The sequence below is a fragment of the Rhizobium grahamii CCGE 502 genome (assembly GCF_000298315.2).
GTDB lineage: Bacteria > Pseudomonadota > Alphaproteobacteria > Rhizobiales > Rhizobiaceae > Rhizobium > Rhizobium grahamii.
The window spans coordinates 111,913-125,779 of the sequence record NZ_AEYE02000036.1; the positions used below are offsets into that span (position 1 = coordinate 111,913).

Here is a 13,867-nt window from a genome sequence, read left to right on the forward strand (position 1 = left end):
CCAAAAATGAAGGAGATTTAAATGAGAACCGTAACAGGACTTTTCGACTCTTATGCTGATGCTGAGACCGCTGTCTCCCAGCTCCGATCGCTCGGCATTGATCACGACGACATCAGCGTCGTTTCCAACAACAGCGACAGCCGCCACAAAATCAGCGCGGACGACAATGATGCCGCCGAAGATGCGGGCAAAGGCGCTGGCATCGGCGCCGTGCTCGGTGGCGCGGGAGGTCTCCTCACCGGCCTTGGCATCATGGCCATACCGGGCGTGGGTCCCGTGGTAGCTGCTGGCTGGCTGGCTGCGACTTTGGCCGGCGCTGCAACCGGTGCGGTTGTCGGGGGCGCCGCTGGCGGACTAATCGGGGCCCTTACGGATGCCGGCGTCGATGAAAGGGACGCTCATGTTTATGCTGAGGGCGTTCGTCGCGGCGGCACCCTGGTGACAGCTCGTGTCCCCGATGCGCAAGTCGGTGCAGCAGAGGATATACTCGCTAAGTCGCCGCGCGTCGATATCGCCGCCCGCCGAAATGCCTACGTGCAAGGAGGATGGAAATCATTCGATCCGACGCTTGATCCTTATACGTCAGCGGAAGTCGAGGAGGAACGCGGTCGTTACCGGAACACCCGGGGTATCTAAGGATCCCGTGGGCATCTACGGATACTTTTAGAGGTCCCCACAGCCCGCCGATAGATAGATCGGCGGGTTGTGTCCTTGTTGCCTGAACCTAAAAGCGAAGCGGCGCGACCCCCCATCGACTGTCCGCATATTATCAGCCCCGCCGCGCGAGCTTCGGTTCTGAGGCGGGACCTCGACTATCAAAGGTTGTGTATGGATCACATGTTACTTGGCAAGGTTTCTGAAATTCTCGACGTGATCAACGAGATCAGGAGACTCAACATCCTGAATCAGCAGCTGGTGAAAAAGCTGGAAGTGGTCGAAGCCGATCGTGAGCGGGAGCGGGAAGCATTACTCTCCCTGGTTCGGGAGCTTGAAGCCAGATTCGCCTTGCGGGCAGCCGCAGCGTAGCGCCAGCGCACCATCGTTGAGCAGGGCACACAAGTGCAACTTCCCTCAGTTTTTTCCTCTTATCGCCGATTTGAACTTCTTCTTTGACGGAATTGTCAGGTGTCCCCGGAACAGACCCCGCCTTTCCATCGGCTCCATCACCGCCTCCGGACCTTCCGGGTCAAGGATCTCATTGTCCGCCAGCCATTGCTCCAAGTCGGATATCGCCGGGGTGTGATAGGGGACGAGGGTCGGTCTGTTTCCGGGCTGATCCACCGTCCGAATTTCCCTCAGTTCCTCGATCGCTGCAATAACCGATTTCGCGCGGCCAATAGTTTGTGTGACTTCATCAGGGTCGACGCCGAGGTGTTCGGCAAGCAGACTATTGCGCAGCTGGACAAGTTTGCGTGACAGATAATCGTCTTGTCCGGCCTCGAAAGCAACGTCGCACTCGTTGTCGAACCGCATGGATCTATTGTTGAAGTTCGAGGAGCCAACGCGCATGGCTTTATCATCGACGATCATCAACTTCGAATGAACGTAGATCGGCACGCCATCAGCGGTTAGCGGGTGATAAATCCGAAACCGCCTGTGAGGATCATGAAGGCGCAGAGCTTCCCGCAGGCGTGCCCGCGCTGTGTCCATCGCCAATTCGCCAAGCCAGTTGTCAGCCTTGACCGGGTTGATGAGAATGACTTCTGGGCCGTCATTTTCTTCGAGACGTTTGGCAAGAGCTTGAGCGATAATTCGGGACGCGAAATACTGGCTTTCGGCGTAAATTACCCTCTTGGCTGACATGATCATGTCAACATAAAGTCGCTCGATCTCCGTGACGCCCGGTTGGTCGCCATATGCTGGACTTGTGCGAGAAATTCCCAGGTTCACAGGTCCGAACGAAATGGCGCCCTCGATGGATGGCGGCAGATGTGGAAAATCGACCGGTGCCAATTCCTCTCCCCCTGCCGATTTCCATCTAGAGCGGCAGAGGTCGCCAAGCGCTTTTGCGGCCTGCCCGCGCAGAAACTCGAAGCGTCATGCCAAGGGCCGTAAGACACCCCATTCGGCCGCCTGCGAAGCGGATCATCATCCAGGTGTTTGCGCGTATCCCATCGCCCTGCCGTGACGTCGATCCCGCCACAGAACGCGATCGCATCATCGATGACCAGGATCTTTTGATGATGCGAACTGCCGACTGGATGGTTGCCGTCCAGAAGAACAGTGATCTGGCGATGGATCTTCCATCGCAGGAGATACGGAAGGTTCGACAGTTTCGCCCAGCTCGACAGGAAACCGGGATTCCAGAGGAGAAGCCGAATCTCAAGTTCCGGGTTCATCCTCGTCAGCCATAGAAGAAAATCTCCGACGTGGCTCGGCCCTTCATATCGATCCCCTGGACGGCCGAGGGTGATCGAGGCATCGAAATCCCAGCCGACGAGGAAAATCGACTTTCGGGCCGATCGCATCGCCTCCCGGGCAGCGGCGAAATAGTCGTCTGCGTCAATTATTATTGCAAACTCGTCAGCCTGCTCCGCCCGCCATATATTGGACGACGGTTGAAGCAGTTCCGGCATTGGATTTTCCCTATTTTTTGTCGTCTCGCCGCCTAGAGCGCCGCGCACGCTTTTCAATGATAAAACTCGCATTGCGTCAATGGCGGTGTTCGGGATCGCGGTCGGAGGAAAACTGTCAGGTGAACTCATACAGCGTTGACAACGACGCTGGTCGAGGGTGTCGGAGCATCCCGCACACAAGTCACTACCTTCTGCGAAGGCCGATCGATGGCTTTGCCATCGACTGCACCTGCAACGCCGCCGACGGCAGCTCCGACCGGGCCTCCTGCGATTTCACCCGTGACAGCGCCGCCGGGATCGCCACTGACAGTGGACAACTGGGCGGACGTCGAACCTGACATCAACGCTGCAGACACAGCCGCACCTACGCTAATCTTGCGAAGCATTTGAACCTCTTTTGAAGCGGTTATTAGGCCGTGGCCACATAACGGGCAAATTAAAGGCCAGTTCCCTAGGTAAGACCTTGGTCGGAGAGACACCCCCGGACTGTGGTCACAGCCTCCCAGAAGGCGCTGTTGCCAAGCCCATCGACCGCATTGACGTCGATGGGGTCCACGATCCAATCCAACGGTGACAATTGTTTATTCCTGCGATGTTAAAAGCCGCAAACCAGTCCAAATCAGAGTTTCCATCGACGAGATCGAGCCGAACGCCTGGCGCCGTCTGGTTCTGCCGGTCCATTGGAACCTGGAGCATTTGCATCTTGGAATTCAGGCCGCATTCAACTGGTGGAACTATCACTTCTATGAGTTCTGCATCGGCGGTCTGCGATATGGGGATGTCGAGACACTGACGGACGATGCGACCGACGACGATCGTCGGGTCTTCGACCAGAGGGAGGTTCAATTGCTGGACTTCGAGAGAGGTGCCGTCTTCAGCTACCAGTATGATTTTGGGGATGGCTGGCGGCACACCGTCGCGGTCGAGGAGTTCTTGACGCTCACTGCTACGCCCAAACACGGGACCTGCGTCGCCGGCGAAAGGGCGCGACCGCCCGAAGATGTTGGTGGCGTGTCGGGATATGAGCGGTTTCAAGAAATTATCGCCGACCCGGAAGATCCCGAATATGCCGAAACCATTCGGTGGTGCGGTGGCTACTTGGATGCGGAATGGTTCGGCTTTTCAATAGCCAACAAGGATCTTCGCAATGCTCTGCGCTCAAACGTCAAGCGAGGCATATATCAACCGAAGCCGAAAGCCGTTCCGAAGAAATAACTTAGCGAGCATTTGAAATAAACGCATGAAAGATCTGTACCCATGGCACGGCATTCAGTCTCTGCGAAACAAATCCCTGGTGCGCGGCCGCCTTTGGGGAAAGGGCAATTCAGCGCTGGAGGACGAGCCCAGGCAGCGTCTGGTCGATGAGTTGATGTCGGCGCAGCGAGCCATTCAGGATGTGAGGAACGATCCCGCCAACTTCGCGCAAGCGCGCCGCCGGGTCGATGAAGGCAAGAACGCGCTCAGCGAGCGCGATCTGGTCTGGTGGCCTGACGGGGAACCGGACCTCAACCGGCACCTCGTCAAGAATATGCCCTATGCCGCTTGGTTTGAATGGCTGCAAACATAGCGGAGCGTCGGGATCGATCAGATCCGGGCGCCACCCGTCGCATCAATCATCTGGCCCGTTGTCCAACGCGCATCGTTCGATGCGAGGAAGGCGATTACATCGGCGACATCCTCCGCCCGGCCGACACGTGAGAAGACCGAGAGTGCTTCCGCACCGGCACGCGCGTCCGGCGATGCCAGCCACTCGGCATTCATATCCGTCTCCGTCACACCCGGGAGCACGGCATTGACCGTAATCCCGCGAGCCCCAAACCCAGGTGCCAGGGCTAAAGTCAACGTCTCTAGCGCTCCCTTTGAAGCCGCATAGGCCGGATGCGTCGGCGCCGCTATCCGCGTAAACCCGGTCGAGACATTGATGATGCGGCCGTTGTCGCGAATGTGGTCGGCGACTGCCTGGATTAGGAAAAACGGAGCCTTGTAGTTGATCGTCATCACCTCGTCGAAGGCGGCTTCGCTCGTATGCTTCAATGGCAAAGCGGGTGCGATGCCGGCGTTGTTCACCAGAATGTCGAGAACCGACGAGCCACTCTCCTTACGCGCAGCTTCGCTGAACTGCGCCCAGAGGCTGTCAGCCGCCTCCTTGCCGTGTCTGAGATCGGCCTTTACGGCGACCGCCTTGACGCCGAGCGCCTCGATGTCCCGTACCGTGGCATTGGCTGCATCCGTATTAGCGGTGTAGTGCACGCCAATCAGCGCGGCACCCTCATTCGCAAACGCAAGGGCAGCGGCCCGGCCTATACCGCGCGAACTTCCGGTGATGAGGGCTATCTTGTCAGGGAGTCGTTGGGACATCGTTCACTCCGTTGCTAAAGTAAATAGTGATCCCTACAATAAGGGTGAAGGAACGACTGCCAATATTTTAATAGGGGTCACTATTTTAATGACTGAGCCAGCCCGCAAACGAGGCAGACCACGCGTGCTCGATCGCGACGTCGGACTCGACATCGCGGCACGCCTGTTCTGGGAACGCGGCTACGAAGGAACCTCGACCGCCGACCTCACCAAGGCCATGGGGATCAATCCGCCGACCCTCTATTCGACCTTCGGTTCCAAGGAAGAGTTGTACCGTCAGGCGCTCGATTTCAGCATTGCTCATGAAAACAGTCGCCGGATGGAAATCCTGCAATCCCGTCTCCCGATCGACGAAGCCCTGCGCCTTTACCTTTACGATATCGCTGACGGCGATACCCAGCCAGGTAAACCGCGAGGTTGCATGGTTTCAACGGCCGTCTTGCAGCATGCGGAAGAAAATGCATCCGTCGCGCGTATCACGGCAGCCTTGCGTGAGGCGTCAATGCAGACCCTCAAAGCCCGCTTCGACCGTGCCGTCGAGAATGGCGAATTGCCGGCGCAAACCGATACCGACACGCTCGCGCGCTTTTATGGTGCGATCATCCAGGGCATGTCTGCTCAAGCTTGCGACGGCGCCTGCAATGTGCGGCTGAAGCGGCTGATTGACATCGCACTCACCGCCTGGCCCGGAAAGCGTCAAACCTCGAGCGGGAATTCGGATGAAGACACTTAACCACTAAGATAATAACGGCGATGATGCAGGACGTGCAGGTTGTTATGGAGAAACAGCAGTCCGAAGAGGTAACTATTCTCCACAATCGCCGTGCGCTCTTCGTGGTGATCCGCGTAACGATGCTCGGCGTAGGATCTCAATCGTGAAAGCGCGGCCCCAAGATAGGCGAAGCTGAGGAAATAGAGCCAAAGTGGCATCTCGCAAAGGACCACGATCCAGAACAGGACGCAGGCCACACCGAGGCCATGCCACGCCCATGAGGAGCGCCGTTTCCGCCGACCATCGCGTAGAAGACGCCACTCCTGCGTCAGAAAACTCAACAACATGATGGCAGGGCCGATCGTCAGCCGTCCCAACAAGGTGGTGTTCCATTGCGCCAGCCGCCGACCAGTCTTGCCCAGCTGGCGCCACGGTGGTCGTAAAGTAGTAGGACTCCGGATCCTCGATCGGGTCCGTCAGATATTCATCCCGGTGATGGTCGAGATGGGTCTCCTTGTAGATCGGATACGGCAACCACAGTGAGAGTGGGACCCACCGATGGCATCGTTGATCCAACGATGCCGCGTGGGATGACCGTGAATGACCTCATGCTGAAGAGATCCATGCCAGCAACCAGCCAGCCACCCGCAATCATCACCACAATCAGCGGCAAGGACTGCCACCACCACGTAACGGCAAAAACCCGCCATAAATGGTTACCGCCAGAAATACCGTCGGCCATTCGACTGAACTCGCCGACCGATATGCGCTGCCCGCCATTTGCCCTGCATGCATGATTCCCAACAACGGCATGAGCGTAGGGGTCGGCGAATGCAAAGAAAATAAAGTATGTCTATTTTAAAGCGTTTTGAGAAAATCGGCGTGCGACCCAATGTCGAAACAGAATATAGCATTTTCCTCGAGCCGCTTTTACCGCGGTACACCTCGCCATATTACAAAGTACGCTTCGGCTAAACTTCACCAAAATTGTGCGCCGCGTCGTGCTTGTGCACGTGATTGCCGCTGAACCGTCGATCGTCGTTTCAGACGAGCGGCCGGCCTCATTATTTCCGTAAAGGGCAATCTTCTAAACATGCTGCGAATACTGCGGTACCGCTGCGGGACCCGCCTTGGCCACAGCTATCTCCTGATCTCCCACAATTTCAATGTCATCGGCCGCGTGACGGATCGCGTGGCGGTGATGTATCTTGGGGTCGTTGAAAGCGGTCCGACGGCCGCACTTTTTCGAGCGCCGCGCATCCCTATACGCAGGCTCTTCTTTCAGCCAATCTCACGCTCTATGCGGATCGGCGTGGCAAACATATCCTGCTTTCCGGGCAGCTACCGATTCCCAGCAGGCCGCCTTCCGGTTGTCGCTTTCATACGCGCTGCCCGCTTGCTCAGCAGCGATGCGCAAGCGAGGTCCCCGTGCTTCAGGCCGGACCGGGAAATCGTAGCTGCGCATGCCATCCCCGCTGGCAACGGCGCCTGTCATCACTCCTCAAGCGATCGCGGGGTAGCCATGACGCGCAGCCTGTCGATCGAGTTCCGCCAGCCTCTCGTATTCGGTATCGCCGAGCAGGCTGATGCTGCGCAGGGAGAGCGTGTCACAAACTGCGACAAGGTTCGGGTCCGCGATCGTTTCGGCAAGCGCCCGGCGCAGGATCACGAGATCTTTCGCGGGCGTGGATGCGGCCGTTATGAACGGCAGGCCCGGTCCTTTCGCCGTTTTCGCCAGAACGCGCACGCCGGCGACACGTTCCGGATCGAAGCGCAGCGTATTGCTGAAGGTGATGCAGTCGATCGCTGCAACATCCGCTTCGCCGCGGGTCACCGCATCGATGCTTTCGCGATGCCCGCCCGTTTCGAGGACCAAGGAAAAGAAGCGCCCGTCAATTGCATGCGGCGCGATGAAATGGCGAAAGAGATTGTAGCCGGAATTGCTCCCCGGCTCGTTGATCGCGGCCCGCGTGCCTCGGAGGTCCTCGACGGAGGCAATGGTTGAATCGGCATTGACGATGATGAAGCTGCATTTGAGCGGACCGTCACAGCCCGCAAGCCCATAGACCGGCGAAGCGACAAGCTGCACCTTGCCCCGGAGATGCTGCACGTAGGGATATCCGCATGTCTGGCCGAAGAACAGGTCCGGCCTGACCCAGGCCTCGTCGTAGCGAATGTCATCGTCCAGGCTGTCCGGCGCGTCAACTCCCAGCCCGCGAATGCGTTTGCTGAGTGCCTCCCAGAATAGATGCGTCGCCTCCGCGATCGGCGGTGGGCTGACATACATGGCGAGGCTGGCAAAGGACATGAGCAAACTCCGAACGTGGAAAATCCGTGCAATACACGGATTTCTGAATAGCAATGGCATTTCTGCGCGAGAGGATGGATCCCCGTCAAGCAATCGAAATTGATATTTTTCCGGATCGTTTATGACGACTTGATCTGTTTCCGGATCACGTGTGTGACATTCCCATCTGTCCCGGAAGGTGATGCCGCAGAGGTTCAATAATTGACTGGCTTAATGACGTAGCCGTTCCCGCGTCCCTGTAACGATCATGTTCAGGCGCCAGCTTGCCGGTGAAAACCAACGTTGAGCGCTTTTTGCCTGTGGCCCGACAGGTGTAAGTCGTTGACCAGCATCCTTTAAGCGCGTGGTCTATCACGCAAGCTGTTCGAGAGGTTCTTCAACAAACTCAGACAGTTCCGCGGCAACTCGCGGACATCAACCTAGCGTGCCCAATCAGTGCGGAGGTTCGGGAAAGATAAGCGCCTTTCCATCAGATCGCGGTCAGCGCTGAGGCGCGGGCATCGGACCAAAGTCTGATCGCGCGCCGGGGTCACAGTTTGGCCCGAATCCGCCAGAATTTTTGCGCCTGCGTCGATACTTCAGTCCGTCTCGTCCGGGACGGAACAATTAGCAGCAAAATCCGCTGCAAGAATGCCAACGGGAAAGGCTCTGGCAAGGAGAGTGTCCTAATAGGCCGAGGGGATACATGTCACCTGCACGCGACCGGCAACTGGACGGACTTAGGACTGTTGCCGTCTCAATGGTCCTCTACCACCATTTCTTCGCAGTCGATGGATCAGTTCTGGGTCATCTCGGGGTACGTTTGTTCTTCGTCCTTAGCGGCTTCCTGATAACACGGCTCCTGTTAGAGGCGCGTTTTACCGTCGACTATCAACCTGATACTGTGCTGAAAGCGTTCTACATTCGCCGTGCATTGCGGATATTTCCTCCCTACTTCGCGATGTTGGGCTTCATCTGCCTCGTCAACCTTGAAGGAGCTAGGGACGGCATCAAGTGGCACGCGCTGTATCTATCAAACTTCTGGTACGCGCTTTGCAACGAATGGACGCCCTGGGTATTGTGTCACACGTGGAGCTTGAGCATCGAGGAGCAGTTTTACGTCGCCTGGCCGCTGGTGATTCTCTTGGCTCCGCGCCGGTTGATTGCATCGATCTGCGTCGCCATCATAGCGTTCTCGCTGGCCTATCGATTCTATTGGCCATTTACCGCCACACCATCCCTCGCGCGTGACCTTCTTCCTCCAGCATCCGTGGATGCGCTCGTGGCCGGCGCCCTGCTGGCCGTCCATCGAAGAAGAACTGAGGTTTGGCCCCGATGGATTGGCCTAAGCCTCGCCCCTCTGACCGCCGCCGCTATCATGTTCCTTTGGTTGAAGTCAGTGCCCATGACACCAGCCCTAGAATGGCTGACGTGGATCGGTGCGGAGGTTTTTCCCGTGATACCACTCGTCGTGCTGGTTGGATGTTGTTCCTCTGGCGTGAGCGGGGCATTCGGCCGCATCCTGGAACGCCGGTCGATTTCCACCATCGGACGCATCAGCTACGGTGTTTACCTCTTTCATCCAGTTGTGCTTTCGCTGGTCGTCAAGGCTCAGCCCTGGATCCCCGTCAACGTCTCCGAGCAGGGTCCGGGTCGTTTTGTGATTGCGACCGCGGCCACATTGATGCTGGCTTCGATTTCCTGGCTGACATTCGAGAGGCCGCTCAACCAGCTCAAACGCTACTTCCCCTATATCAGCCCCGCGCAAGCCCACACCTCATCGCCGATCCAGCTGAACAAGGCCGACGCGCGGGAGTATGACGCTTCAGCCTATCGCCCCAGCTATGCCAACCGCGATGAACGTGGGAGCTGAAGAATGTCTTTTCCGCTGATCTCCGTCGTGCTGCCGGTCTATAATGGCGAACGCCACGTTGCCGCCGCACTCGAGAGCATTCTACGCCAGGACTACAGGCGCTTTGAAGTCATTGCGCTTGACGACGGGTCGACCGATGGCTCGCTGGAGGTCCTCCGACGATATCGAAATGGCGACGATCGTATCCGTATCGTCTCACGCGAGAATCGCGGACTGATTGCGACTTTGAACGAGGGCGTCGCCTTGGCGAAAGGCGATCTTATCGCCAGAATGGATGCAGACGATATTTCCTACCCATCCCGATTCACGCGCCAGGTCGCGCTATTTGCACAGCAGCCTCAGCTCGCAATCAGTGGTACCGGCATCGATCAGCTTCTCGGCAATCGGGTGGTACGTGGCAGACCAAATCCGATCTATCAGACTGGCGATTGGCACATATTGTCGATGTTCTTTACTATCTTCTTGCACTCGACGGTGATGTACAACCGCAACGTCATTCCTGGAGACATGCTGGCATATGACGCAGGCTACGTCCATGCCGAGGATTTTGATCTGTTCGGGCGAATTGCGCGACAATTTCCAGCGGCGATGATCGATGAGAGCCTGGTTGCCTATCGTATTCACAGCGACAGCGTCTCAAGCAGGCACAAACGGCAAATGCGCCGAACCCACCTGAAGATCGTGGCGGAGAACCTCGAACGGCAGTCTCTCTGCGACGATCCCGGCGCCCTTCATGACATTGGTGTGGCGGTCACCCCTGAGACAGTACGCCGTGCTGCCAATTGCATTCTAACGATCGAAAGAAAAATCGCCGAGCAATCAGGCCGATCATCCTCCAGCTATGCGCACGGGATCTTATGCTTCTTCTATTTCCTGTATCAGCTCATCATTGATGAGCAGCGACCAGAGCTCACACACGCGTTTCTCACGCAGACGGGAAAGTGGCAGCTCATCCGGCGTCGAGAGCGATACGGCCTTCTATCCGCCGCTTATGCACCATGGCTGTGCAGGTTTTCAGATGGCGCGACCCGGCGCATGGATCTCATGGCGCGGTACTATCAATCGGTGCCTGCCAGAACTGTACGGCCACTTCAGGGGCTCGCATGATGGCTGGGAAGTACCGCGAATTCGCACGAACACGCGCCTATCACTCGCCGAGGCAACAGCCGCCATGCTAGAATTCTGCAAGTTGAGTTTTCGGCTATTGCGTCGGGCGCTGGGCCGACAGATAGGCCTACTTTTGGTTGTCGTCATTTTGGGACTAAGTACTGCTGTCCTTGAAGGCACTGGCATTGGTCTCATCATCCCAATGCTTGGCATTATCGCCGGCGAAAAGGAACCGTCGGGGATGGCCGGGCTCTCGGCGGTCTTCCAGCAAGTGGGCGCCGGGTTGGATGACCGGTCAAGGCTGATTGCGATTGCAGCCGCCGTCCTCGGATTGATCACACTGAAGAATGTACTTTCATTTGCCAACGCCGTGCTCACCAATATGATCTACGGCAGAGCTGGCCATGCCATGCGCAGTTCTCTTGCCGGCCAGCTTTTAACGATTGGATACCCATTTTTCCTCCAGCAAAGCCCCGGGCGACTGCTCAATATCATCTCCAACGAGTCCTGGCGGGCCTCGGACGCAATACAGACCACCCTTGCCGCAATCGTAAACGCATCGGCCACCGTCATTTTGCTCGCCTTTCTCTTGCTTCTTTCATGGCAGATGACACTCGGCGTTGCTCTGGGGCTCGTGCTGATCCAGGCTCTTCACGCGCTGCTCTCAGCCAGCCTCAAAGGCCCGAGCCGCGACGTCACGTCGTTCAACAGTGAACTGGCTGCCAAGATGCTTCATCTCGTACATGCCGGGCGGCTCATCCGCGCCTTCGGACAAGAACAGCGCGAGAAAGCAATCTTCGATTTCTCTTCAGATTCTGTCAGAAAGGCGGGCTTGGTTCTGCAGTCCCGCCAGGCCGTGTTGCCGCCACTGACGGAGGTGTTGCATTCAGGTCTTTTCTTGGCGGTCGTCGTCAGCGCCTGGCTTTCGGGCGTAAGTTTTCCGATTATCGTGGCTTTCGTAGTCTTGCTTTATCGGCTGCAGCCACATGTGCGTGCGCTGCAAATGGCATGGAGCGCCGTGCAAGGCTGGAGCGGTTCTTTGGAAGAAGTCAGATGGCTCCTGGATTCGTCTGATAAGCCGAAGCCGCCGGCGGGCGATGGTCCGGTTCAAGGACTCCGCCAGCATATTAAATTTGAGGGCGTGACGTTCAAGTATCCGGGCTCCGGCTCGCGACCCGTCGTGCTGCGCGCCGCGACCTTCGACATTCGCAAGGGTCGTTCGACGGCAATAATTGGGCGATCGGGCGCCGGAAAAACGACGGTCGTCAATCTGCTGTGTCGATTTGTCGAGCCTGATGAGGGGAGCATTCTGGTCGACGACATCCCACTCGATCAAATGGATCCGATTCAGTGGCGAAGACAAATTGCGCTCGCCAGCCAGGATCTTGAGTTGATCGATGGTACTATTCTTGAAAATATTACCTATGGTCACAACGCTTCGCTTGCCGAGGCCAGAAGTGCAGCCAAACTTGCTGAGGCAGACGAATTCATCGACAAGCTACCTGACGGATATGAGACCGTCGTCGGCTATAGGGGAGCCACCGTTTCGGCAGGTCAGCGACAGCGTATCGCGCTAGCCAGGGCCCTGGTGCGCGATCCGGAAATCCTCATTTTGGACGAGGCCACGAACGCCATGGATGGCCTGTCTGAGGCAGCGATTGTCGAAACCCTGAAATCAAGAGCCGGTCGCCGCACGACAATCGTCATCAGCCATCACCGCAGCACCATCTCGTTCTGCGACGAAGTCGTCATACTCCAGGGTGGCCGCGTCAAGAACCAAACCCGTTTTTCCGAGATCGCGACATTGAGCATGGACCAGCTCTACGAGCTTGAAAGGTTCTCTTCTTAGGTGTTGGCGAAGAGGCCCACAAAAGGCGGTGGGGCATTCAGCAGCTCGTCTTCCCGGATACCGTCGGCGCCGACGTCCGTGAGTGCGTGGTCGTAGCAAGCGAACCCACAGGCGACAGCCCTGATTTTAGGGCTTACCTCGACGACGGCTCTTCGTTCTGGTGATCACGTTCGGCAGGCGAGCGAGCTTCTATCTAATTTAATCCAGGCCGGGACAATCATTCAACAATGGGGGAATCTTGATTGATCTATAACTGCAGGTTTCCCCGAGAGTGATAGGCAAAGCACTGCCGATGTCGATTTCTGTTGCCGAATGAGGCCGGTCCTGTCCCAACGGTCGGCGGCATGGCTGGCCGGATCCTCGTCGACGACCACGACGACAAGACCGGTCTTGATCCCGTGTCCTTTCCCAGTTTTTCGGTCGCGGACTTGACGACGTCAACCACGGACGCATTGGGGGTGGCGCTTGCTCCAGGGGACGCCGACCTTTCTTCTCGCTCCAATATGCGGGCCCTGATCCCGTCGCGTGCAAGGACGTAGGCTGCCGTCAAGCCCAGGGCCTACCCCGATTATCACGACGCGTTCGATGCTTTCAGAATTCGTCATTTCAGATCATTGGCCGGCGATCAGGCGTCTGGCAACGGAGGATCGCGGATGAAGTACTTTTTAATTAGAATAAATCTAGTCCAGAGGGCGTCGACTAAAGTAAGCTCTTCGAACGGATTCGAGGCCCAACCTGCGAAGGCTTATGGACTCCTTTCCTAGCAGCCGATGTTTATGGCGTTCAAGCGAGGAACGCCTGTTGAAATGATAGCCCCTCTCCGTCTCTTGAAGACGCTGTGAAATCGCAGGAAACACCGCATATGCCGAAAATCGATAAACCAAAGCGAGAGGACGATCGCCCGTCGTCAGAGAAGCCAGCCGACCAAGCTGGCACCGTCCCTTCGAGCGACGCACCGCTCGTCGACAGCGCTCTCGCCGGCATCCGCGACAGGCGGGCGAGGCAGGCCGCCGCGGTTGGGACTGGTCGTTCGCGGCGAGCCAAAAGCGATAATTGACCCTTAGTTTTCCGAGCAATCGATAGCGTTTGCGGCAGACATTCATTT

At 57.3% G+C, this 13,867-nt stretch carries 11 protein-coding genes and 4 pseudogenes; 10 read left to right on the plus strand and 5 right to left on the minus strand.

The genetic code is table 11. The features are described from left to right. The first annotated feature begins 21 nt into the window (after positions 1-21). Both RGCCGE502_RS30745 and RGCCGE502_RS30750 read left to right on the plus strand, forming a co-directional pair. Complete coding sequence (locus RGCCGE502_RS30745) at positions 22-636, plus strand: general stress protein (RefSeq protein WP_016558136.1); 615 nt, start codon at positions 22-24, stop codon at positions 634-636. A 192-nt stretch (positions 637-828) separates the two neighbouring features. After that, complete coding sequence (locus tag RGCCGE502_RS30750; RefSeq protein WP_016558137.1) at positions 829-1,026, plus strand: hypothetical protein; 198 nt, start codon at positions 829-831, stop codon at positions 1,024-1,026. A gap of 45 nt (positions 1,027-1,071) precedes the next feature. On the opposite strand, the pseudogene RGCCGE502_RS30755 reads toward RGCCGE502_RS30750, so the two are convergent. After that, a pseudogene (locus tag RGCCGE502_RS30755) lies at positions 1,072-2,576 on the minus strand (phospholipase D-like domain-containing protein). Between the two features lie 137 nt (positions 2,577-2,713). After that, a pseudogene (locus RGCCGE502_RS30760) lies at positions 2,714-2,962 on the minus strand (hypothetical protein); the annotation flags it as partial. Between the two features lie 184 nt (positions 2,963-3,146). On the opposite strand from RGCCGE502_RS30760, the gene RGCCGE502_RS30765 reads away from it, so the two are divergent. Further along, the gene (locus RGCCGE502_RS30765; protein WP_016558139.1) at positions 3,147-3,791 is read left to right on the plus strand and encodes a plasmid pRiA4b ORF-3 family protein; all 645 of its coding nucleotides are present in this window, start codon (positions 3,147-3,149) and stop codon (positions 3,789-3,791) included. Between the two features lie 25 nt (positions 3,792-3,816). Next, on the plus strand, positions 3,817-4,143 hold the full coding sequence (locus tag RGCCGE502_RS30770) for a hypothetical protein (RefSeq protein ID WP_016558140.1): 327 nt from the start codon (positions 3,817-3,819) through the stop codon (positions 4,141-4,143). Positions 4,144-4,160: 17 nt separating this feature from the next. On the opposite strand, the gene RGCCGE502_RS30775 is transcribed toward RGCCGE502_RS30770, so the two are convergent. Then, positions 4,161-4,934 (minus strand): SDR family oxidoreductase, encoded by a 774-nt coding sequence (locus RGCCGE502_RS30775; protein ID WP_016558141.1) that lies wholly within the window; start codon positions 4,932-4,934, stop codon positions 4,161-4,163. Positions 4,935-5,022: 88 nt separating this feature from the next. On the opposite strand from RGCCGE502_RS30775, the gene RGCCGE502_RS30780 reads away from it, so the two are divergent. Beyond that, positions 5,023-5,667, plus strand: coding sequence for a TetR/AcrR family transcriptional regulator (locus RGCCGE502_RS30780; RefSeq protein ID WP_040676011.1), 645 nt, complete (start codon positions 5,023-5,025; stop codon positions 5,665-5,667). Between the two features lie 14 nt (positions 5,668-5,681). On the opposite strand, the pseudogene RGCCGE502_RS30785 reads toward RGCCGE502_RS30780, so the two are convergent. Next, positions 5,682-6,426 (minus strand): annotated as a pseudogene (locus tag RGCCGE502_RS30785) (fatty acid desaturase); the annotation flags it as partial. 516 nt (positions 6,427-6,942) lie between these two features. On the opposite strand from RGCCGE502_RS30785, the pseudogene RGCCGE502_RS38405 reads away from it, so the two are divergent. Then, positions 6,943-7,233, plus strand: a pseudogene (locus tag RGCCGE502_RS38405) (oligopeptide/dipeptide ABC transporter ATP-binding protein); the annotation flags it as partial. Here RGCCGE502_RS38405 and RGCCGE502_RS30790 read toward each other — a convergent pair. After that, entirely contained in the window at positions 7,148-7,954 is an 807-nt protein-coding gene (locus tag RGCCGE502_RS30790) for a phosphate/phosphite/phosphonate ABC transporter substrate-binding protein (protein WP_016558144.1), read from the minus strand. The pseudogene RGCCGE502_RS38405 and the gene RGCCGE502_RS30790 overlap by 86 nt on opposite strands. Before the next feature lie 685 nt (positions 7,955-8,639). On the opposite strand from RGCCGE502_RS30790, the gene RGCCGE502_RS30795 reads away from it, so the two are divergent. From RGCCGE502_RS30795 to RGCCGE502_RS30810, 4 genes are all read left to right on the plus strand, one after another. Then, entirely contained in the window at positions 8,640-9,806 is a 1,167-nt protein-coding gene (locus tag RGCCGE502_RS30795) for an acyltransferase family protein (protein ID WP_019280435.1), read from the plus strand. 3 nt (positions 9,807-9,809) lie between these two features. Further along, the gene (locus RGCCGE502_RS30800; protein WP_016558146.1) at positions 9,810-10,913 is read left to right on the plus strand and encodes a glycosyltransferase family 2 protein; all 1,104 of its coding nucleotides are present in this window, start codon (positions 9,810-9,812) and stop codon (positions 10,911-10,913) included. Between the two features lie 64 nt (positions 10,914-10,977). Then, on the plus strand, positions 10,978-12,762 hold the full coding sequence (locus tag RGCCGE502_RS30805; protein ID WP_016558147.1) for an ABC transporter ATP-binding protein: 1,785 nt from the start codon (positions 10,978-10,980) through the stop codon (positions 12,760-12,762). 344 nt (positions 12,763-13,106) lie between these two features. Further along, the gene (locus tag RGCCGE502_RS30810; protein ID WP_141652444.1) at positions 13,107-13,301 is read left to right on the plus strand and encodes a hypothetical protein; all 195 of its coding nucleotides are present in this window, start codon (positions 13,107-13,109) and stop codon (positions 13,299-13,301) included. Positions 13,302-13,867: the final 566 nt, after the last annotated feature.